The 21,599-nt window shown below is 66.3% G+C and carries 17 protein-coding genes; 3 read left to right on the forward strand and 14 right to left on the reverse strand.

Annotated elements, in window-relative coordinates; genetic code table 11:
- Position 1 precedes the first annotated feature (1 nt).
- From hisH to petA, 7 genes are all read right to left on the reverse strand, one after another.
- The gene (gene hisH / locus ACXJY8_RS14705; RefSeq protein WP_463770090.1) at positions 2 to 664 is read right to left on the reverse strand and encodes an imidazole glycerol phosphate synthase subunit HisH; all 663 of its coding nucleotides are present in this window, start codon (positions 662 to 664) and stop codon (positions 2 to 4) included.
- The gene (locus tag ACXJY8_RS14710) at positions 661 to 1,146 is read right to left on the reverse strand and encodes a DUF2628 domain-containing protein (RefSeq protein ID WP_463780659.1); all 486 of its coding nucleotides are present in this window, start codon (positions 1,144 to 1,146) and stop codon (positions 661 to 663) included. The genes hisH and ACXJY8_RS14710 overlap by 4 nt, the downstream gene beginning before the upstream one ends.
- A gap of 37 nt (positions 1,147 to 1,183) precedes the next feature.
- On the reverse strand, positions 1,184 to 1,786 hold the full coding sequence (gene hisB / locus ACXJY8_RS14715) for an imidazoleglycerol-phosphate dehydratase HisB (protein ID WP_463770092.1): 603 nt from the start codon (positions 1,784 to 1,786) through the stop codon (positions 1,184 to 1,186).
- A 97-nt stretch (positions 1,787 to 1,883) separates the two neighbouring features.
- Positions 1,884 to 2,759 carry an S-methyl-5'-thioadenosine phosphorylase gene (locus tag ACXJY8_RS14720; protein WP_463770094.1) on the reverse strand — a complete coding sequence of 292 codons (876 nt, stop codon included), beginning with the start codon at positions 2,757 to 2,759 and terminating at the stop codon, positions 1,884 to 1,886.
- 100 nt (positions 2,760 to 2,859) lie between these two features.
- Complete coding sequence (locus tag ACXJY8_RS14725) at positions 2,860 to 3,750, reverse strand: cytochrome c1 (RefSeq protein ID WP_463770096.1); 891 nt, start codon at positions 3,748 to 3,750, stop codon at positions 2,860 to 2,862.
- Positions 3,751 to 3,772: 22 nt separating this feature from the next.
- Positions 3,773 to 5,059: a cytochrome b gene (locus ACXJY8_RS14730; protein WP_108034914.1), complete on the reverse strand. Its 1,287-nt coding sequence runs from the start codon at positions 5,057 to 5,059 to the stop codon at positions 3,773 to 3,775.
- Between the two features lie 33 nt (positions 5,060 to 5,092).
- The gene (petA, locus tag ACXJY8_RS14735) at positions 5,093 to 5,668 is read right to left on the reverse strand and encodes a ubiquinol-cytochrome c reductase iron-sulfur subunit (RefSeq protein WP_103709775.1); all 576 of its coding nucleotides are present in this window, start codon (positions 5,666 to 5,668) and stop codon (positions 5,093 to 5,095) included.
- A gap of 582 nt (positions 5,669 to 6,250) precedes the next feature.
- On the opposite strand from petA, the gene ACXJY8_RS14740 reads away from it, so the two are divergent.
- Together ACXJY8_RS14740 and ACXJY8_RS14745 are read left to right on the forward strand one after the other, a co-directional pair.
- Entirely contained in the window at positions 6,251 to 6,940 is a 690-nt protein-coding gene (locus ACXJY8_RS14740) for a TerC family protein (RefSeq protein WP_463780661.1), read from the forward strand.
- The gene (locus ACXJY8_RS14745) at positions 6,937 to 9,816 is read left to right on the forward strand and encodes an ATP-binding protein (protein WP_463770099.1); all 2,880 of its coding nucleotides are present in this window, start codon (positions 6,937 to 6,939) and stop codon (positions 9,814 to 9,816) included. The genes ACXJY8_RS14740 and ACXJY8_RS14745 overlap by 4 nt, the downstream gene beginning before the upstream one ends.
- Positions 9,817 to 9,855: 39 nt before the next feature.
- On the opposite strand, the gene ACXJY8_RS14750 is transcribed toward ACXJY8_RS14745, so the two are convergent.
- The 7 genes from ACXJY8_RS14750 to ACXJY8_RS14780 all read right to left on the reverse strand — a co-directional run bounded on the left by ACXJY8_RS14750 (position 9,856) and on the right by ACXJY8_RS14780 (position 20,021).
- Positions 9,856 to 10,785, reverse strand: coding sequence for an amino acid ABC transporter substrate-binding protein (locus tag ACXJY8_RS14750; protein ID WP_463780664.1), 930 nt, complete (start codon positions 10,783 to 10,785; stop codon positions 9,856 to 9,858).
- 306 nt (positions 10,786 to 11,091) lie between these two features.
- Positions 11,092 to 12,753, reverse strand: coding sequence for a porin (locus ACXJY8_RS14755; RefSeq protein WP_463770101.1), 1,662 nt, complete (start codon positions 12,751 to 12,753; stop codon positions 11,092 to 11,094).
- 617 nt (positions 12,754 to 13,370) lie between these two features.
- Positions 13,371 to 14,273 (reverse strand): amino acid ABC transporter substrate-binding protein, encoded by a 903-nt coding sequence (locus tag ACXJY8_RS14760; protein WP_463770103.1) that lies wholly within the window; start codon positions 14,271 to 14,273, stop codon positions 13,371 to 13,373.
- A gap of 71 nt (positions 14,274 to 14,344) precedes the next feature.
- Positions 14,345 to 15,622: a dicarboxylate/amino acid:cation symporter gene (locus ACXJY8_RS14765; RefSeq protein ID WP_463770105.1), complete on the reverse strand. Its 1,278-nt coding sequence runs from the start codon at positions 15,620 to 15,622 to the stop codon at positions 14,345 to 14,347.
- Between the two features lie 230 nt (positions 15,623 to 15,852).
- Complete coding sequence (gene eda, locus ACXJY8_RS14770; RefSeq protein ID WP_463770107.1) at positions 15,853 to 16,473, reverse strand: bifunctional 4-hydroxy-2-oxoglutarate aldolase/2-dehydro-3-deoxy-phosphogluconate aldolase; 621 nt, start codon at positions 16,471 to 16,473, stop codon at positions 15,853 to 15,855.
- A gap of 32 nt (positions 16,474 to 16,505) precedes the next feature.
- Positions 16,506 to 18,329 carry a phosphogluconate dehydratase gene (edd, locus tag ACXJY8_RS14775; protein WP_463770109.1) on the reverse strand — a complete coding sequence of 608 codons (1,824 nt, stop codon included), beginning with the start codon at positions 18,327 to 18,329 and terminating at the stop codon, positions 16,506 to 16,508.
- A gap of 213 nt (positions 18,330 to 18,542) precedes the next feature.
- Positions 18,543 to 20,021, reverse strand: a complete 1,479-nt coding sequence (locus ACXJY8_RS14780) for a SulP family inorganic anion transporter (RefSeq protein ID WP_463780666.1) — start codon at positions 20,019 to 20,021, stop codon at positions 18,543 to 18,545.
- 500 nt (positions 20,022 to 20,521) lie between these two features.
- On the opposite strand from ACXJY8_RS14780, the gene ACXJY8_RS14785 reads away from it, so the two are divergent.
- Entirely contained in the window at positions 20,522 to 21,598 is a 1,077-nt protein-coding gene (locus ACXJY8_RS14785) for a GGDEF domain-containing protein (RefSeq protein ID WP_463770111.1), read from the forward strand.
- Position 21,599: the final 1 nt, after the last annotated feature.

Here is a 21,599-nt window from a genome sequence, read left to right on the forward strand (position 1 = left end):
CTCAGGGGCGCCAGCGCAGAAAGTTTGCGAGGAATGCGAGGCCGAGGCGCTGGCTCTTCTCCGGGTGGAACTGGGTGCCGGCGACGTTGTCGCGCGCCACCATCGCGGTGACGGGGCCACCGTAGTCGCTATGAGCGACTCGATCCTCGGCTCGCTCCGGCGACAGCGCGTAGCTGTGCACGAAGTAGGCGTGCAGACCGCCCTCGCCCGTCGGAATATCCGACAGGAGCGCATGCGGCCGGTCGATTTCGAGGGTGTTCCAGCCCATGTGGGGAACCTTGAGGCCAGGATCGGCCGGCTGGATCGGTCCGACGTCGCCGGGAATCCAGTCGAGCCCTCTGGTGGTGTCGTGCTCCAGCCCGCGGGTCGCCAGCAGCTGCATGCCGACGCAGATACCCAGGAATGGACGCCCACGGGTGTGCGCCGCGTAGGTCATGGCCTCGACCATGCCGGTCACAGCATCGAGGCCGCGGCGGCAATCGGCGTAGGCACCGACACCGGGCAGCACCACCCGGTCGGCGCCGGCGACCGCGTCGGCCTCGCTGGTCAGGACAATGCGGGTCTCGTCGAGGCCGGCCTCGCGGGCCGCCCGCTCGAAGGCCTTGGCTGCCGAATGCAGGTTGCCAGAGCCGTAATCGATGATCGCGACGGTCTCCACGCTCACCGTCGGCCCTCGCTGAAGGGGAACATGCCGATGGCGAGATCACTCGGCGGCACGGAGACGCCGACGTGAGGTGCCGGTCCCGTCCGCGCGATGGGTGAACCGTCGAGCCAGCGCGCGGCGGCCTTCATCTCGGCCTCCTCGGCATTGGTGGCGGTGACCGCATCGCGCACCGGACGTCCGGCCCGGGCATAGGTCCAGCGTCGAAGGGACGAAGCCTCCAGGCCGATCAGGATCGACACCAGGAGCGTCATGACGGAGGCGGCAATGGGGGTGAGCCCCAGGAAGCGCCCCCCGAACGCCAGGAGGGCGAGCAGCGCCAGCACGCCGAGACCGGCGAGCCAGAGGCGATGGAAGAAGAACCAGAGCGGACCGAAGGCGAAGGCCGGCCAGGAGAAGCCGTCCGGCACCAGGTGCGCCCGCTCGAGACCATGGGCCTCGCCGACAAGGGCGCCCCGCGCGGGGTGCAACGTATAGGTGCGCATCACGTCTCGCATCCTCCCTTCCGACCCGGAATGCGGATCAGAGTGATCCCTTCGTCGAGGGAACGCGGCCACCCTCGCGGGGATCGATCGCCACCGCCTGCCGCAAGGCGCGGGCCAAGCCTTTGAAGCAGCTCTCGGCGATATGGTGGGCATTGTCGCCGTACAGCGTCTCGACATGCAGTGTGATGCCGGCATTCATCGCGAAGGCCTGGAACCACTCGCGTACGAGCTCGGTGTCGAACTGCCCGATCTTCTCGACCCGGAACTCCGTCCGGAAGACGAGGAAGGGCCGACCGGAAATATCGATGGCGACCCGGGTCAGGGCCTCGTCCATGGGCAGATGAATATCGGCGTAGCGGCCGATGCCGCGCTTGTCGGAGAGCGCCTGGGCGAAGGCCTGTCCGAGAGCGATGCCGGTATCCTCCACCGTGTGGTGATGGTCGACATGGAGGTCGCCCGTGACCGCTACGTCGAGGTCGAACAGCGCATGGCGCGCGAACAACTCGAGCATGTGGTCGAAGAAGCCGACCCCCGTCGAGACCTGGGCTCGCCCCGTTCCGTCGAGGTCGAGCGCGACCTGCACGTCGGTCTCCGCCGTCTTGCGGCTGATGCGGGCGGCGCGCTGGGCCTCTTGGGTCACGGGACGGTTCCGGTACAGGGACGATCCCGCCTTCTAGAGGGAAGACCGGGTCCCGGGAAGGGCAGGTCGCGCCGAATTCACCGGCGCTCCAGCCCGCTCAGCGATTCAGGACCCGTCCGGCCACGGCGTCGAGCTTCGCGAGAAGGGCCGGATCGCGTTGCGCCGGAGCGGTCATGATCGCGCCGTCCAGGGCACGCTCGGTGCCGACGGGGCACGGCTCGCGCTCGGCCGGGAAGTCGCGGGCGAGGCGTGCGACGAGGCGGGCGGCCTTGTCGGCATTGGCACGCGCCACTGCGACGACGGCCGCGACATCGACCGCATCGTGGGTTGGATGCCAGCAGTCGAAGTCGGTTACCATCGCGATCGTCGCGTAGGTGATCTCGGCCTCGCGGGCGAGCTTGGCCTCCGGCATGTTGGTCATGCCGATCACGTCGTAACCCAGCGCCTTGTAGGTGGTGGATTCGGCGTAGGTGGAGAATTGCGGCCCCTCCATGCAGACGTAGGTTCCGTCGCGGTGGACCGCAATGTTCTCGGCCTGCGCCGCCGCCGCGATGCGGGCCTGCAGGCCTGGGCCAACCGGATGGGCCAGGGAGACGTGGGCCACGCAGCCATCGCCGAAGAACGACGCCGCACGGCCATGGGTCCGGTCGACGAACTGGTCGACGAGGACGAACAGGCCGGGATGAAGCTCGGCCTTGAACGAGCCGCAGGCCGAGAGCGAGACGAGGTCGGTGACGCCGGCTCTCTTCAGGACGTCGATGTTCGCGCGGTAATTGATGCCCGAGGGCGAAAAGCGGTGGCCGCGTCCGTGGCGGGCCAGGAACACCACCTTGGTCTCGCCGATGCGGCCGATGCGCAGGGCGTCGGAGGGCTCGCCCCAGGGGGACGCGATCCGCTCCTCGCGGACATCCTCGAGTCCGGGCAGGTCGTAGACCCCGGACCCGCCCATCACGCCGAGCACCGCTGCCGTCATCCTGCTCTCCATAACATTCGCGCCGGTCGCCCCTCCTTGGGGCGCCGGCGCTGGCCGTGTCAACGAAGGGCGGGCGGCCCGGCGGACCGCCCGTACCGGATCAGTAGGTCTTGTGCAGTTCCGGCTGGAGGCCGTGGACCTCGCCGCCGACCTTCGCCCAGATCTTCTTCTTCACGTAGTAGAGCAGACCCGATAGCACGAGCAGGAACAGGATCACCCGCAGGCCGAGGGCCTTGCGCGCCATCATGTGCGGCTCGGCAGCCCAGGCCATGAACGCCGCGACGTCACGGGAATATTGGTCGACCGTCTCGGGCACGACCGGCTCGCCCTTGTCGTTCTTGGCGTAGGTCACCTGGCCGTCGCTGATCGGCTTCGGCATCGCGATGAGATGTCCGGCATAGTACTTGTTGTAGTACGTTCCCGCCGGGATCTCCTTGCCTTCCGGCGGATCTTCGTAGCCGTTCAGGAGTGCGTGGATGTAGTCCACGCCCTGTTCGGAGAAGCCGATGAAGGGCATCGCGTCGAACACGAACCAGGGAAAGCCGCGCTCGTAGGTGCGGGCCTTGGCGAGCACCGAGAAGTCGGGCGGCGCCTTGCCACCGTTGGCAGCTGCCGCCGCCTTCTCGTTCGGGAAGGGCGACGGGAAGGCGTCGGCGGCGCGGGCGGGCCGATCGACGTCCTCACCCGCATCGTTCTGTTCCTTCACCTTGTACTGGGCGGCGAGCTCCTTCACCTGCCCGGTGGTGAAGCCGGGGCCACCCTCCTCCGAGAGGTTGCGGAATCGCACGAGGCTCATGCTGTGACAGCTCGAGCAGACTTCCTTGTAGACTTGAAAGCCGCGCTGGAGCTGAGCCTGGTCGAACCGACCGAAGGTTCCGGCGAAGCTCCACTTCTCGCGGGGCGGGTGAGGTGTTCCCTCATCCGCGGACGCGACGGTGACGCTCAGGACGGCCGCGAGCAGGGACGCAGCCAGGAGACGGGTCGTTTTCATGGTTCTCAAAAGTCCCCTGCCCTCAACCCTTGGACGACGGTGCGGCCGCGGCACCCACCGGCATGCCGGACCCGCCAACCTGTTTGCCGGGCCCCGTCACGGTCTCGAGGATCGAGCCGGGAAGAGCCTTAGGCGTCTCGAACAGGCCGACGAGCGGCATGACGAGAAGGAAGTGCAGGAAGTAATAGGCCGTGCAGATCCGCGCCGCGATCACGTAGCCACCCTCGGGTGGCTTGGCACCGAGCCAGCCGAGCACGATGCACACCACCACGAACAGCCAGAAGAACTGCCGGTAGATCGGGCGGTAGTTGCACGAGCGGACCCGCGAGGTGTCGAGCCACGGCGCCAGGGCCAGGATCAGGACAGCGCTGAACATCAGAATAACGCCGCCGAGCTTGTCCGGCACCGCGCGCAGGATCGCGTAGAACGGCAGGAAGTACCATTCCGGGACGATGTGGGCGGGCGTCACGGCCGGGTTGGCCGGGACGTAGTTGTCAGCGTGACCGAGATAGTTCGGCTGGTAGAAGATCCAGTAGGCGAAGAAGGCGAAGAACACGACCGAGGCGAAGACGTCCTTGATCGTGGCGTAGGGCGTGAAGGCGACAGCGTCCTTGCCCGACTTGATCGGAATACCGGCCGGGTTGTTCTGGCCCGTCACGTGCAGTGCCCAGACGTGCAGGATCACGACGCCGGTGATCATGAAGGGCAGCAAGTAGTGCAGCGAGAAGAAGCGGTTCAGGGTCGGGTTGCCGACCGAGTAGCCGCCCCAGAGCAGACTCTGGATGGTGTCGCCCACAACCGGGATCGCCGCCAGGATGTTGGTGATGACGGTCGCACCCCAGAAGCTCATCTGGCCCCACGGCAAGGTGTAGCCGAGGAAGGCCGTCGCCATCATCAGCAGGTAGATGATCACACCGAGGATGTAGAGCACCTCGCGGGGCGCCTTGTACGATCCGTAGTACAGAGCCCGAAAGATGTGGACGTAGACGGCGACGAAGAACATCGACGCGCCGTTGGCGTGCATATAGCGCAGCAGCCAACCGTAGTTCACATCGCGCATGATGTGCTCGACGGAGTTGAACGCGTTGGCGGCGGAGGGATCGTAGTGCATCGCCAGCCAGACGCCGGTGACGATCTGCGACACCAGCATGGCGATGAGGATCGCGCCGAAGGTCCAGAAGTAGTTGAGGTTCCGCGGCACCGGGAAGGAAACGAAGGAGGAATGCACCAGCCCGATCAGGGGCAGGCGCGATTCGAACCACTTCGCCAAGGCGCTCTTGGGAACGTAGGTATTGCCGTGTCCGCTCATGGGGCGACCCGCTCCAAATCCTGTTTCAGGGTGTCAGGCGACGGCCTTTCCGCCCTCTTCTCCGATCCGGATCTTGGAATCCGACTCGAAGACGTAGGGCGGGATAGGCAGGTTCGTCGGGGCGGGACCGCGGCGCACCCGGCCGGACGTGTCGTAGAGAGAGCCGTGGCAAGGGCAGGACCAGCCCTCGTACTGTCCCTGATGACCGATCGGCACGCAGCCGAGATGCGTGCAGTTGCCATAGACCACGAGCCACTTGGCGTGGCCCTGCTTCACGCGGGCCGAGTCGGGCTGCGGATCGATGAGGTCGGACAGCTTCACCTCGGAAGCTTCCTTGATCTCCTTCTCCGAGCGACTGCGCACGAAAATGAGCTTGCCGCGCCAGAACACGTTGACGATCTGGCCTTCCTGGATCGGCGTCAGGTCGACCTCCAGGGGAGCGCCGGCCGCGATCGTCTCGGCATCCGGCGCCATCGAGGCCACGAAGGGCCAGGCCAGGGCACCGGCACCGACGGCGAGACCCGCCCCCGTCGCGAGAAACATGAAATCGCGACGCGTGCCGTCCGGCGCGCCGTGGGAGCTGTCGGGATCGGCTGCCGTGTTCGCCAAGTGTCAAACTCCAAGCATGATTGCGCCGGGTGACCCTGATCCCACCCGTGCGGCAAGGGCCGGCGGGACCTTAGAGGCTTTCAAAGGAATGTCAGCCCGGCGGGACGGAAGCACCATCCCCCATGTTTGTGCAATGCGACCCCGCGTCACCCGAAGTCAAGGCGCGAAGCCTTTCAGAATGCGCGGTTTCCATTGCTGCCGCGCCCTCGTTTCGGCGGTGGCGCAGGAAGACCACAGGAGGCATGCGCCGAAGCGATCAGGGCCCGTGGGTCAGTCCCATGCCATGCGCTCGTGGTGGGGTGTACGGGCCAACGAAGTAGGAAGGATATCACCGAACGCGGATGGAGGATCTGCAGCTTGCGTGATCCATCCCGCCGACATCCGAGGGTCAGGCGCCGACTCGAAGCCCTGCCCGGCCGCACCACCCTCGTGACGGTATCACCGATTTAATATACACGCCTGGAAGTTGTATCGCATGGTGGTGACATCCGCCTTTTGCCGCCTGTGCGGAACCGTCCGGATGCGCTAACCGACCCGGTATTGCTTGGCCGTTCCGTCAGGCCGACAATGCCGAGAGATGCGATGGACGTGAGCGATCCGCAGTTCTTCCTGGCCGTCCTCCAGATCGTGTGGATCGACCTGCTGCTCTCGGGCGACAATGCGGTCGTCATCGCCCTCGCCTGCCGGTCTCTTCCCGAAACGCATCGGCGGACCGGGATCCTGCTGGGCGCTGGCACCGCGGTTCTCCTGCGCATCGTGTTCGCGCTGGTGGTTTCGTCGTTGCTGGCGATTCCACTGCTGCGGATCTTCGGAGGCATCCTTCTCCTCGTCATCGCGGTAAAACTCGCGGTCGGCGAAGACGAGGCCGATCCGACGGTGGCCGAGAGCACGACGCTTTGGCGGGCGGTCCGGACCATCGCCATCGCCGACGCGGTGATGAGCCTCGACAACGTGGTCGCCGTGGCCGCTGCCGCGAAGGGTCATACGATTCTGTTCGTGTTCGGGCTCCTGCTGTCGATCCCGCTGATCATCATGGGCGCCTCCCTGATCACCGCCCTGCTCGTCCGCTTTCCGCTCGTCCTCTGGGCGGGAGCCGCGCTTCTCGGCTGGATCGCCGGAGAGATGATCGCCACCGACCCGCTGATCCTCGGTACGACCGCACCGATCCCCCATGCGACCGAGATCGCCGGCGCATTGGCTGCGATGCTCGTGGTCGGCATCGCGCAGATCCTCGCGCGGAAACGGAACGCGCGAGCGGGAGGCGTTGCATGACGGTACGCCTGCCGTGGCTCGGTATGATCGGGCGGATCGGGCGGATCGGGCGTGCGCTCCTGCGCGGCGGGCTAGGCGGCGCTGGAACGGCGGGTTTCGCCGCGGGCGATGCGCTGCAGGCACTGTTCGAGGCCTCACCGGATCGACAATTCGTCTTCACGCGTTCGCCCGGCGGCGAATTTCATCTTGCGGCCTGGAATGCGGCAGCCGCCAGAGCCGTCGGCCGTGGGGACGACGCGATCGGCTCCGAACTCGCTGCCCTGCTGCCTGCGTCGGAGGTGGTACAACTGCGCGCTGGGATGGAACGTGCGGCCGCCACGGGTACAGGTCTGCGAACCCAGGATCATCAGACCGGTCCGGCCGCCGCCGGCGCTACGGAAATGGTCTTCGTCCCGTTGCCGGAGCCGGGTACCGGTGCCGTGCGACGAGTCCATGTCAGCCTGCGCGACCTCCGTCACCTGAAGCTTGCCGATGCCGAAGCGCGGGAAGCGAACCGTCTCCTCGTCATGGCCGAGAATGTGGCCCATGTGGGCCACTGGCACCTGCATATCCCCTCGCGCGCGCTGACATGGTCCGAAGAGGTCTACCGCATCCACGGGCTCGATCCGCAGACCTTCGCTCCGACGATCCAGGGCAGTATCGCCGCCTGCCATCCCGACGACCGCGCCACCGTCTCGCGACGGATCGCAGGTGCGATCCGTCGGGGCGAGGGTTTCGACGTCGCCCTGCGGCTGGTGCGTCCCTCGGGGGAGATCCGAGAAGTTCAGGTTCGCGGCAGTTGCCGGGGCGAAACGGGAATGGCCACGCAGACAGCCGTTCGCGGGTCCATCTTCGGCGTCTTCGCCGACGTCACCGAGCTGAAATCGGTCGAGCGGGCTCTCGCCGAGAAATCCGCCCTGCTAGAAGCCACCCTGGAGAGCATGGATGAAGGCCTCCTGATGATCGACGGCAAGGGCCGCATTCCGATCATCAATCGGCGCGCCATCGAACTCTTGGACGTCTCGCCCGAGGTGATCGCCGCCGGCCCGGACTACCGGACCCTCCGCCGGCACCTGCGTGAGAGTGGAACCTGGGGGACGGCCGTCGAAGCTCCGAGCGTCTGGCGCCTCGACGACGAGCGGCGCACAACCGAACTCCGTTTGGAACGCAACCGAACCGATGGCCGCGTGATCGAGACGCGCTCTGTGCCGATGCTGGTGGGCGACGGCCATGTCCAGACCCTCACGGACGTGACCGAGCGGCGCCGCGCCGACGAGCGCCTTCGGGAGAGCGAGGCGCGTTATCGTCTCCTGGCCGATTATACCTCGGACCTCATCGTCCTGGACGATGCCAACGGGCGCCATCTCTACATCTCACCTGCCGTGACGAGCATGCTCGGCTACGACATCGAGGAGGCGAACCGCATCGGCCTGCGCACCCTCGTTCACCCCGAGGACATCGCCAACCTGTCGGCCACGCTGCGCGCTCTCGAACCGAAACAGCCGACAGGCTCGGTGGTCTATCGGATGCGGCATCGAGCCGGCCACGATCTCTGGGTCGAGGCCGCCTTCCGGTGCATCGAGGATCAGGGCGAGATTCAGATCATTCACGCGATCCGCGACGTCTCTCAGCGTCACGAACAGGAGGTCGACCTTCACCGCGCCCGCGTCGCCGCCGAGACTGCCGTGCGGGCGAAGGCCGAGTTCCTGGCCAACATGAGCCACGAATTGCGGACACCGCTGGCCGGCATTCTCGGCGTGCACGACCTCCTGCGGGACGACGCCTCCCTTGGCCCGGCCCAGACGCGGCTCGTCGCGCTCGCTCAGGAATCGGGGCGCTCGCTGCTGACGATCGTCAACGACATTCTCGACTTCTCGAAGATCGAAGCCGGTCGTCTCGTGATCGAGTCTCTGCCCTTCAGCCTGACCGCACTGATCGAGAGCTGCCGAGAACTCAGCGTCGAGTTCGTGCAGGGCCGCGAATCTCGCCTCGCCACCGATATCGAGGCGGACGTTCCGGACCGGGTTCTCGGCGACCCGACGCGCTTGCGGCAGATCATCCTCAACCTGACCACCAATGCGATCAAGTTCACGCCGCACGGCTCCGTCACCCTGCGGGTGCGATGGCAGCCGGCCCTAAAGACCATGCCGCTTCGGCCGTCGACCCTTCGCATCGAGGTCGTCGATACGGGAATCGGCATTGCACCGGACGTGCTGCCGCACCTGTTCGAGCGCTTCACCCAGGCCGACCACTCGACCTCCCGCCAGTACGGCGGCACCGGTCTGGGCCTGACGATCTGCAAGCGACTCGTGCACCTGATGGGGGGCGAGATCGGCGCGGAAAGCCACATCGGCGAGGGCTCTACGTTCTGGTTCGAGGTACCGCTGCGCTTGGCCGGAGCCGAGGATGAGTCAGCGGCCGGGCTCACGCAACGCGCGACACTTCAGAAGCCCTCCACCGTGCCCTGGCGCGTCCTGCTGGCCGAGGACAATTCCATCAACCAGGAGATCATCGGCACGGTGCTGCGCCAGAAAGGACATTCGGTCACTGTGGTGGATGACGGCGAGCGCGCCGTGACGGCGGCCTTCGAAGCGGAACGCCCGGACCTGATCCTGATGGACGTGCAGATGCCGGGGCAGGACGGCCTCGCGGCGACACAGGCGATTCGCGTCCGCGAACGGGAGGAAGGTCGTCCGCGGACGCCGATCATCGCCCTCACCGCCAACGCCATGCCCGAGGAGATAGAGCGCTGCCGCTCCGCGGGCATGGATGCCCATGTGGCCAAGCCGATCGAGTGGCCGGTGCTGTTCGCCACCATGGAGCGGCTCATCGTACGGGTCACGCCGACGGATCAAGCCGGCGCCCTGCCCTCAATGGCAGAACGCCCCGCCCCGTGAGGGGCGAGGCGTCCGGGCACCGAAGACGGTTCGGTCAGCTCAGTAGGCGGCCGGGTCGGCGCTGTCGCTCGGCGAGGCGAACTGCTTCGCCATGGCCTCGCTCATCGGGAGGTTCAGGTTGATGCCGCGCGGCGGGATCGGTTTCGTGAACCACTTGTCGTAGAGCGCCTTGCCCTCGGCGCTCTTGTAGAGCTTGGCGGTGGCCTCATCGGCCACGGCCTTGAAGGGCGCATCGTCCTTGCGAAGCATGATGCCGTAGGGTTCGGGCTTGGACAGCGCTTCGCTGGAGATCGCGTAGGCGCCCGGCTCCTTCGAGCTGGCGGCGAGCGAGGCGAGCAGCACGTCGTCCATGACGAAGGCGACGGCACGGCCGGTCTCGACCATCAGGAAGGCCTCGGCATGATCCTTGGCGGGAAGGATGGTCAGGCCGAGATTGCGCGCCGTGTTGGCCTCGTTGATCTGGCGGATGTTGGTGGTGCCCGAGGTCGAGACCACGGTCTTGCCCTTCAGATCGTCGATCTTATCGAGCTTGGCCGACTTCTTCGCGACGAACCGCGTGGCCGTCAGGAAGTGGGTGTTGGTGAAGGACGCCTGCTTCTGGCGGTCGGCATTGTTCGTCGTCGAACCGCACTCGAGGTCGATGGTGCCGTTGGCGATCAGCGGAATGCGGGTCGCCGAGGTGACCGGGTTTAGCTTGACCTCGAGATTCGGCAGCTTGAGATTCGTCTTCACCGCCTCGGCAATCTTCTGACAGATTTCGAGGGCGTAGCCGACCGGCTTCTGATCGCCGTCCAGGTAGGAAAACGGCACCGACGCGTCCCGATACCCGATGGTGATCGCATTGGTTTCCTTGATCTTCTTCAAGGTTCCGGCGAGCTCTTGCGCCTGGGCGCTCCCTGCAGCGACCACCGACAGCGCGAGGCTGACAGCGACGGCGGACAGGGTGGATCTCTGGTGGCACGAACGCATCTGCGGGCTGGCTCCGGGAGGTCGATCGTCACAATGATCGACGGGACTGAGGTGGGCAACGTAGCAGCGGTGCGGGCCGCCGCAATCGTTGTTTTCGCGCTGTCCAAGACGACAGCGCCCTCGCCCCTGGCAAACACCGTGCCGAAGGGAAACGCTGCGTAGTCCTCGTTCCTCGCTGCACGCCAGGAGAGCATCGCCCATGCAAAAAGGCCCGACTTTTCAGCCGGGCCAAATCGCATGTCTCGAAGGTTCGGATCTGTTGAGATCCGGGCTCGCGGGGAGCCCGGATCGTGCCGCTCCGTCGGCTTAGAAGTCGCGCTGGACGCGGCCGCGGATCTGGAAAGTGTCCGAGGAGGTGACGGTGCGGACCGCACCGCTGGCAATCGTGGCATCGCTGACATTGCCAACGGAGCGGGTCATATCAACGACACGCCCGTTCTGGACTCCGACCTTGGTGTAGAAGCCTTCAAGACCGATATCGAGGTCCTTGACCGGGGACCAGATGATGCTTCCACCGGCAACGATCTGGTAGTTGTCACGCAGCACAGGGCTGACGTTGAAGGACGTCTGACCGGGAATACCCGTGAACTGACCGGTGGAGCCGAGAGTCTGGAAGACGGCAGCGTTGGCGGCACGTGCGCCCCGGGCGAAGTTCAGCTCACCGTAGCTGGCGAACACGGCCGAACGCCACTCAGGCGACCAGTAGTGTAGCAGCGAACCGACCACCGTGAAGCTGGTGGACAGCTCGATCTTGCCCGTGAACGGGTTGAGCGTCGCATCGGACATGTAGGGGTCGAACGCAGCACCGTTGATCGTGCTGGCGCGCGAGGCGTAGCTGCCGTTGTACGAGGAGTAGCCGGTGTAGAGGGTTGCGCCCTCGCCGTAGGCGCCCTGCAGGTAAAGGGTGTCACCCGGGGCGATGAAGGGCAGGTTGATCTTCGCGCCAGCCTGCACCGCCCAGCCGTACTCGCTGGCGGGCCGCACGGTCGTGCCAGGCAGACCGCCGAAGCCGGCAAGAGCGAGGTTCGGATTCAGCGCAACACCGTTGGCGCCGAGAGCAGCGCCCGAGATGAAGTTACCGGTGTTCAACTCCTTGACGGCGGCAGAAAGCTGCATTGAGCCCCAGGCTGCATCGTAGCGCAGCACACCAACGAAATCGGGCATGCGGTTACGCTGAGCAACGTCAACGTTAGCGAACCCAGCACCCGTGAAGATCGGCGACGGTGCGCCAGTGTTGGCGACGTTGATGCCAACCTGCGAACCAGCGGGGGTGAACGTCGTGTTGGCGCCAAACACCTGCGAGTAGATCGTGTTGCGGCGGAAGGTCGGGTCTTCCATCGAGACCGTGGCCGAGAGACCGCTGTCGCCGAGCTTGCTCGTGTAGGCGAGCAGGTTGGTGGACTGCAGGTCCGAGTTGGCGGTGGCGCCGGCGAACTCGAAGTCGTGGGCGTAGAAGTCGAAGAACGAGGAGGCGCGACCGGCGGTGAGGCCGGCGAACTGGATGAACGCCTTGTCGGTGTTCACGAACTGCTGGGCGCGACCATTCTGGTCCTGACCGGTGGCACCGAAAGCGTTGCCGATGCGCTCCTGTGTTCCGGAGCGCAGGCCGCCGGTGGCGCCGGTGCGCGAGGCGAACTGGAGACGCACGAAGGCGCGCAGGGTGCCGTAAGCGGTCTGCGTGCGGGCATCGACGTTGATGCGGGCGAGGCCGATGTAGCCGGTGGTGTCACCGTTCGAGCCCGAGCGGCTATCGGTCGGCTGATAGCCAACGTCGATGCGGGCGCGGCCGGAGAGACGGATGCAGGTGTCGGTACCCGGGATGTAGAAGAAGCCGGCACCGTAGGCGGAGCAGACGCGGACGTACTCGATCGGAACAGCCTTCTTGACCGGGAGGTCGGCTGCCTGTGCTCCGGCGACCGCAGCGAACCCTGCCGCGGAGGCGAGAAGCGAGCTCTTCAAGAGCTTCATTGATATCTCCAAAAGCTTCGAGACCCGAGGGAAGGCTTACTGCGCTCGAGATCTCTATGGATCTCGATATCGCTTGGCCCTTTGTTTTTGAATAACCAGACGTTGCTCGCTGGAAATTGTCTTGGCGCACTGAGGTCGCCCTCAGCGCAGGATCACTCTGTGCGAGGCGGTTCCGGGGAGCAACTCGGAATCGTGATCGGCGAGGCGGTTCCAAGGCGCTGTTGCGGCGTTGCAACGTTCGACAGGTGGCTAAGTGACTGTTTAGAGGGCAGGATTTCGCGGGTCTGAGGCGGCGGACCATCTGCCCCCACGGTCGGAGCGTGGTGTCAAGTCCAAGGAAATACGGAATAATCTGTGATTTTTGATACATTACGCGGGTTGGTTCGGCTCTCGACGATAGGATGTCGTGGTCAAGCTAGCGGCAGACGTCGCTACATTCGTGTCAGGCCTGTGCGACGAGCCCGTCAGGGATAACTGCTAGCGATCCCGCCGGCGGACGGGCTCCATGGCTGTCAAGGACGAATCGAAATGTGGGGGCGATAGGCGAAACGCACCCCCCTCGAACGATCTGCGCCGGGACGGAACCCATCGCGATCGTCGCTCGAAAGGTTCGGAGATCAATCCTGAAGGCCGATCACCTGGAAGTTGGTGTGCAGCTCGTCCGACATCGGCACGTTGAGGCGGATACCGTTGGGAAGACGCTTCAGGAACCAGCGGTCGTAGATCCAGCGCAGCTCGCGGGATCCGGCGAGGCGCTGAAAGGTCGTGGTGACGAGGCCGGCAATCTGGGGATCGTCCTTGCGGAACATCAGCCCGTAAGGTTCGAAGGACAGCTTGTCCGGCAGCACGGTGTAGGCCGAGCCGTCGGGACCGGCGGCAGCGATCAGGCCGTAGAGCAGGACATCGTCGAGGCCGAGAGCATCGGCCCGCCCGTCCCGGACCATCGCGAAGGACTCGGCATGGTCGTGCCCGGTGACGATGGTAGCAGGAATGCCGAGGCGGGCGAACAGCGCGCGCAGGGCGACCTCGTTGGTGGTGCCGGCGGTCACCGCCACGGTGCGCCCGGCGAGGTCGCGGAACGAATCGACCGAGGCGCCGCGCTTCACCAGAAGCTTGGTGGCGCTGAAGTAGGTGACGGGCGAGAACGCCACCAGCTTGCGCCGCTCGGCATTGGCCGTGGTCGAGCCGCATTCGAAATCGATCCGGCCGGACGTCAGCGCCTCGATCCGGGTCTCCGACGTCACGGGCTCGTACTGTACCTTGAGGTCGCTGCGTCCGAGTTCCTTGCCGATGTCGTCCACGATCTCCAGGCAGAGGTCGAGGGCGTAGCCGACCGGCTGCCCGGCGCCGTCCTTGAACGAGAACGGCAGGGAACTCTCGCGATAGCCTAGCCGCACGGTGCCGGTCTGGCCGATCGTCTTCAGCGTACCGGCCAGGACGTCGATCGCCGAGGCCGGAGCGCCCCCGGCCAGGAGGCCCAGTCCCGCCAGGAGCCCGATGATGACGCGACTTGCTGGCATGTCCGACCTCGACGTGAAACGGAACTCGGTCGACGGCGACGGCAGCGGAGCGACGCTCACACGCCGATCCGCTACTCCGCTGGCTCCGGCAAGGGGCTGACATCGCGATCCAGGCGCTGGTCGCTGAGCGTCAGCTGCCCCTCCCACTTGGCCACCGCCACGGTCGCCACGCTGTTGCCTAGGACGTTGGTGGCCGAGCGCCCCATATCGAGGAACTGGTCGATGCCGATGATGAGGAGCAGCCCGGCTTCCGGGATCTGGAAGGTGGTCAGCGTCGCCGAGATCACCACCAGGGAGGCGCGCGGGACGCCCGCCATCCCCTTCGAGGTCACCATCAGCAGCAGCAGCATCGTCAGTTGCTGCCCGAGGGTCAGGGGGATGTTGTAGGCTTGGGCGATGAACATCACCGCGAAGGTGCAGTACATCATCGATCCGTCGAGATTGAACGAGTAGCCCATCGGCAGCACGAACGAGGTGATCTTGTTCGGGACGCCGAAGCGCTCGAGATTGGTCAGGGTCTTCGGATAGGCCGCCTCGCTGGAGGCGGTGGAGAAGGCCAGGAGGAACGGCTCCTTGATCAGGTCGAGGAGGCGTTTCATCGCCGATCCGACGAGGGCGAAACCGGCGAGGGCGAGAAGGCACCACAGCATCGCCAGGCTGAAATAGAATTCCAGCATGAACTTGCCGTAGGTGACGAGCACCCCGATCCCCTGGGTCGTGATCGTGGCCGCGATCGCGGCGAAGACGGCGATCGGCGCGAAGCCCATCACGTAACCCGTGATCTTGAGCATCACGTCGGCGAGGCCCTCGATGCCTTGCGCGAGCAGCTTGCCCTTCTCGCCGAGAGCCGCCAGGGCTACGCCGAAGAAGATCGAGAACACGACGATCTGCAGGATCTCGTTGTTGGCCATCGCCTCGACCGGGCTCTTCGGCACGAGGTGGGTGACGAACTCCTTCAGGGAGAGGGACGCGGCCTTCAGGTTCGTGGTCGCCCCGGCATCGGGCAGCGGCAGGTTCAGATTATCGCCGGGCCGGAGGATGTTGACCATCACCAGACCGAGAAGCAGCGAGCACAGGGAAGCGCCGACGAACCAGAGCATCGCCTTGCCTCCGACGCGACCCACCGAGGCGGTATCGCCCATATGGGCGATGCCGACGACGAGGGTGGAGAACACCAGCGGCGCGATGATCATCTTGATCAGACGCAGAAAAACGTCGCTGATCAGCGCGATGTATCCTGAAATCTCCTTGGAGGTCTGTGGGTCCGGCCAGGTGATGTTGCAGAGATAGCCGACGAAGATTCCAAGCAGCATGCCGACGAAGATGTACGTGGTGAGCCTGGACTGCATCGCTTCCCCCCACCGCCGCGTCCGATGACGCTCCGCTCTGGCAACCAGGAGCCTGGTTCAGCTTGAGCAGGTCTGCACGAGGCATGCCAGACTTGAGGGCACGCAGGCGATCCGAGGATTAAAACCCCGGGCCGCGACGTGCCGCTTCCAGCGCTCGTCAGGAGACGCTAGCCCTTTTCCCGCCACAATCAAGCGGGGCCTCCGGTGGGGTCGGGCCGCTTCAGCGGCCCTCAGGCGGCCCGGAGACGACTCGCCGCCTCGGCCGAGCGCCGGATGAGATCCGGTTCCGGCACGCCCGACGGGACGACCCAGCTTCCGCCGACGCAGAGCACCGGCTTCAGGGCCAGCCAATCCGGCGCGGTCGCTTCGGAGATGCCGCCGGTCGGGCAGAACCGGACCTGCCCGAACGGGCCGGCGAGAGCCTTGAGCGCCTTGATGCCACCGGCGGCCTCGGCGGGGAAGAACTTGAACCGGTCGAGGCCATGGTCGAGGCCGCGCATGATGTCGGCCGCGTTCGCGACCCCTGGCAGATAAGGAACGCCACGGGCGAGAGCGGCGCGGGTCAGCGGATCAGTCAGGCCGGGGCTGACGATGAACTGTGCGCCGGCGCCCATGGCCGCGTCGAGATCGCGCGGGTTGAGCACCGTGCCGGCCCCCACCACGGCGCCCTCCACCCGAGACATGGCGCGGATCACGTCGAGCGCCGCCGGGGTCCGCAGGGTGACCTCGAGGGCGGTCAGCCCGCCCGCCACCAGGGCACGGGCGATCGGCTCGGCCTGGGCTACGTCCTCCACCACCAGCACCGGGATGACGGGGACGGATCGCATCAGGGTGTCGATGGTGGTGGTCATGGGCGGCATCCTTGGCAGCGGAGGCGGGAGGATCAGAGACCGGCGGCGGCGAGCATGGCCGAGGCGCCCTGCTCGGCACCATCGGCACCATGGCGCATGAAGGCGAAGAGCTCGCGCCCCGTGCCGAAGGCCGGCGGCGGCGCGGTTGCCTCCTCGCGGGCTTCCCACTCGGCCGGATCGACCAGAGCCTCCAGGGTGCCGTCCTCCGCGCTCAGGCGCACCATGTCCCCATCGCGAATCCGGGCCAGTGGGCCGCCGCCAAGGGCTTCGGGACTGAGATGGATCGCCGCCGGCACCTTGCCGGAGGCGCCCGACATCCGCCCGTCGGTGACGAGGGCGACGCGGAACCCGCGGTCCTGCAGCACACCGAGCTGCGGCGTGAGCTTGTGCAGTTCGGGCATACCGTTGGCGCGCGGCCCCTGGAAGCGCACCACCACCACCACGTCGCGCTCCAGCTCGCCGGCCTTGAAGGCCGCCATGACGTCGTCCTGATCGTCGAAGACGCGGGCCGGAGCCTGGATGGTCCAGCGCGCGGGATCGACGGCGCTGGTCTTGAAGGTGGCCCGGCCGAGATTGCCCTTGACCAGCCGCATGCCGCCATCGGGCTGGAAGGCATTGGCGGGGCTGCGCAGGATGGTCTCGTCATGCGAGCGCTCGGGCGCATCCTCGAAGACGAGGGCGTCGTCGATCAACTTCGGATCACGGGCGTGATCGTGCAGCCTTGTGCCCGCCACCGTGAGAATGTCGTCGTGCAGCAGCCCGGCGTCGATCAGGCTGGCGATGACGTAGGACATGCCGCCGGCCGCATGGAAATGGTTCACGTCGCCCGAGCCGTTCGGATAGACCTTGGCCACCTGCGGCACCACCGCCGAGAGCCGGTCGAAATCCGCCCAGTCGAGGACGATACCCGCCGCCCGCGCGATGGCAGGCAGGTGGATGGCGTGGTTGGTCGAGCCGCCCGTGGCCAGCAGGCCGACCACCGCATTGACGATGGCCTTCTCGTCGATGCAGCGGCCGAGGGGACGGTAATCGTTGCCGTTGGCGCCGATCTCGGACAGGCGATGCACGGCCGCGCGGGTGACGGCCTGACGGAGCTTCGTGCCCGGGTTGATGAACGAGGCGCCGGGCATGTGCAGGCCCATCACGTCCATCATCATCTGGTTCGAGTTGGCGGTGCCGTAAAAGGTGCAGGTCCCGGCCCCGTGATAGGAAGCGGATTCGCTCTCCAGCAGCTCGTCGCGGCCGACCTTGCCCTCGGCGTAGAGCTGACGGATGCGCTGCTTCTCCTTGTTGGCCAGGCCAGAAGGCATCGGCCCGGCCGGGATCAGGATCATCGGCAGGTGGCCGAAGCGCAGCGCGCCGATGAGCAGGCCGGGAACGATCTTGTCGCAGATGCCCAGCAGCGCCGCGCCATCGAACATGCCGTGGCTGAGCGCCACGGCGGTGGAAAGGGCGATGGTGTCGCGCGAGAACAGCGACAGCTCCATGCCGCGCTGGCCTTGCGTGACCCCGTCGCACATGGCCGGCACGCCGCCGGCCACCTGCGCGGTGGCCCCGACCTCCCGGGCGAACAGCTTCATCTGCTCCGGGTAGCGGCCGTAGGGCTGATGCGCGGAGAGCATGTCGTTGTAGGCGGTCACGATGGCGATGTTCATCGCCCGGCCGGACTTGATGACCGCCTTGTCCTCGCCCGAAGCGGCGAAGCCGTGCGCGAGGTTGCCGCAATTCAGCATCGGGCGGTGGACGCCCGAGTCGCGCTCCCGTGAGATCAGGTCGAGATAGGCCTTCCGGGTCGGTCCGGAGCGTTCGACCACGCGCGCCGTGACGGCGGCGATTTCCGGGTGAAGCGCGCTCATGGCCAATCTCTCCTCGCATCCAGGCGAAGTCCGCTCCTAGCTTGCGCCAGGGGCGGCCGCTCGCGCCAGCATCTACCTATCGTGCCAGCGCGACGGATGCGCGATGGCGTGGCCTGATTTCGGTCCGGACCTCGTGCGGTCAATGGCATCTGGGCGCCGTGCTGGCCCGCATCCGCTGCAGGGGGCGCTGCAGTTTGCGGGCCAGCCTATGCCTCAGTGGCCACCGGCCGCCAGGGCCGCTCCCGGCTTGTGATGGGTGCCGAGGCGCTCCACCATCGTGGCGGTGGCGTCGTTCATGCCCACGATCTCCACCGCGATACCGTGGTGGCGGAACTTGAGGACCATCCGATCCAGAGCGTTCACGGCGGTGACGTCCCAGAAATGCGCCGCCGTCAGGTCGACGACGATTCCCGTCAGTCCGGTCTCGCGGAAGTCGAAGGCGCCGTGGAAAGCCTCCGCCGTGGCGAAGAAGATCTGCCCGGTGACGCGGTAGGTCCTGACCGTGCCGCTTCGCTCCGATGCCACCGAAACGTAGCGCGTGACCTTGTGGGCGAAGAAGAGGCCGCTGAGCACGACGCCGAAGAGGACGCCCTTGGCGAGGTCGTGGGTCGCCACCACCACGGCGACGGTTCCGACCATCACGAGGCTCGAACTCTTCGGATGCGTCGCGAGGGTCTTGAGCGATCCCCACTGGAAGGTGTTGATCGAGACCATGATCATCACCGCCACCAGCGCCGCCATGGGGATCTGCGCCACGTAGGGCCCGAGCACCACGATCAGGAAGAGCAGGAACGCCCCGGCCCAGAGCGTCGAGAGCCGGCCGCGGCCGCCCGACGAGACGTTGATCACCGATTGGCCGATCATCGCGCAGCCCGCCATCCCGCCGAACAAGCCGGCGCCGATGTTCGCGAGGCCCTGACCGGCGCATTCGCGGTTCTTGTCCGACCCCGTATCGGTCATCTCGTCGAGGATCGCGGCGGTCATCAGGCTCTCCAGCAGGCCGACCATGGTCAGCGTCAGCGCGTAGGGCAGGATGATCCGAAGGGTCTCCCAGGTGAGCGGCACCTGCGGCAGGGCGAAGACTGGAAGCTCGGTGGGTAGAGCGCCCATGTCGCCCACCTTGTGGATCGGCAGGCCCATGGTCATCGAGACCGCGGTCAGGACCAGGATGGTGACCAGCGGCGACGGCACTGCCTTGGTGAGGTAGGGAAGCCCGTAGATCAGCCCGAGGCCGACCGCCGTCATGAGGTAGACGGTGGTCCCCTGCCCGATCAGTTCAGGCATCTGTGCCAGGAAGATCAGGATCGCCAACGCGTTGACGAAGCCGGTGACCACGGAGCGCGAGACGAAGCGCATCAGGTTGCCGAGCCGCAGGGCGCCGGCGCCGATCTGCAGCACCCCGGTCAGGATCGTGGCGGCGAAGAGATAACCGAGGCCGTGATCCTTGACGAGGCTCACCATGACCAGGGCCATGGCCCCGGTGGCGGCGGAGATCATCGCGGGCCGACCGCCCGCGAAGGCAGTGATCACCGCGATGCAGAACGAGGCGTAGAGTCCGACCTTCGGATCCACGCCGGCGATGAGCGAGAAGGCGATGGCTTCCGGGATCAGGGCCAGGGCGACCACGGTGCCGGCCAGGATTTCGCGCGTGATATCGGGAGCCCACTGGCTCCGCAGGTTGGTCAGGGACATGGGTACGGACATCCAATCGTCCCCGCGCCACTCACGGCTGCAGGGAATCGAATCGGGAATCCCGGCACCGGTGCGGGCCGGGCATGACGGGGTCTCGGGGAAGAAGACAGACTTCGGGAGAGCGGTGGCTACGGCGGCGTCAGCCGTGCGTACAATCTGGCTCGATCCTTCAGCATGGGTCGGGTCTTAGCAGGATCGCGCCACGATGCAATGGAGGGCATCGACGTCGGCAGGGTGGACCCGGCACACTGGAAGACGCAGCAGCGGTTTACACGCCTGCAAGCACACCTCGTCTACTGTGCAAGGGTTGTCGGTGAATCGAGCCTATGCCAGAAGCAAGTCCAAGTCTGATCGAGGCCGCCCGCCACAGGCCCTGGTATCGCCTGCACCTGCCGGCAGACCTCGAAGCTCAGTTCGCTGAAACGACCAGTCGATCTCGGGGCACCTACCTTCAATCATGGCTTCTCGTCTTCATTGTCTTCAACGTAATCTCGCTGAAGATGGACTTCGACCTGTTCGGCCCGGAGCATTTCGTGGTGCCGGCCTTCCTGACCTTGGGTGTATTCCTTCCCGCCGGGCTTCTGTCGATCCTGGCGCTGCACGGCGTCACCAGCACCCGGCGGCAGGCCTGGATCGTGACGGGAATCTCGCTGCTCGACATGGCCATCGTGCTGAACAGTGCCCGGATCGCGCCGGCCATCCATGCGGACACCTACCTCATCCTCGCGGTGATCGTGCCGATGGCCGTCGGCATGATCGCACCCCTGTCCTTCCGACACAGCCTCGTTCTGTGCGGCAGTGCCTTCGGGCTCTACGCCGCCTACGTGGTGGGCTTCGTCCTGCCGCACAGCGCGGCGACCGGCCTGCCGCTGCTGATCGCCAGCCTCACGCTGGTGCCGATCAAGCTCGCCTACTCGCGCGAATGGACCTCCAAGGAAGCGTTCCTGCTCACGCTCGAGAAGTCGGCGCGCGACGTCGACCTCGCCGCCGCCAATGCGCGCCTGACGATCCTGTCCGAGACGGACAGCCTCACCGGGTTGCGCAACCGGCGCAGCGCCACGGCCCAGTTGCAGACGGGCTGGGCAGACGCCTGCGACCGGGGCGAATGGGCCATGCTCGCCCTTATCGACATCGATTCCTTCAAGCGCCTCAACGATACCGCCGGCCATCCGGCCGGTGACCATTGCCTGAAGCAGGTGGCGCAGGCGCTCGAGGCGGCTGCGATCCGTCATGGCGGCCAGGTCGCACGCTACGGTGGCGAAGAGTTCATCCTGTTCCTGTCGGGGGCGGAGCCGGTTCGAGCGGCGGCGATCGGAGAAAGCCTGCGGTTGGCGATCGAGCAGCTCGCCCATCCGCATCCGGGCCTGCCGAACGGCGCCTGCATCACCGTGAGCGTCGGCGTTGCAGCAGCGCATGGAAGCCTCGGTGCCCTCGGTGTCACCGTCACCGACTTCCTCAAGGCCGCCGACGATGCCCTGTACCGCGCCAAGCGCGGCGGCCGGAACCGGGTCGAGGCCGTCCGTGTCTCGCCGGCACCGGCCAACTCGGACGCGGATCCTGTCGGTGCCTTGGGCTGAT

The sequence above is a fragment of the Methylobacterium sp. TK31 genome (assembly GCF_055361545.1).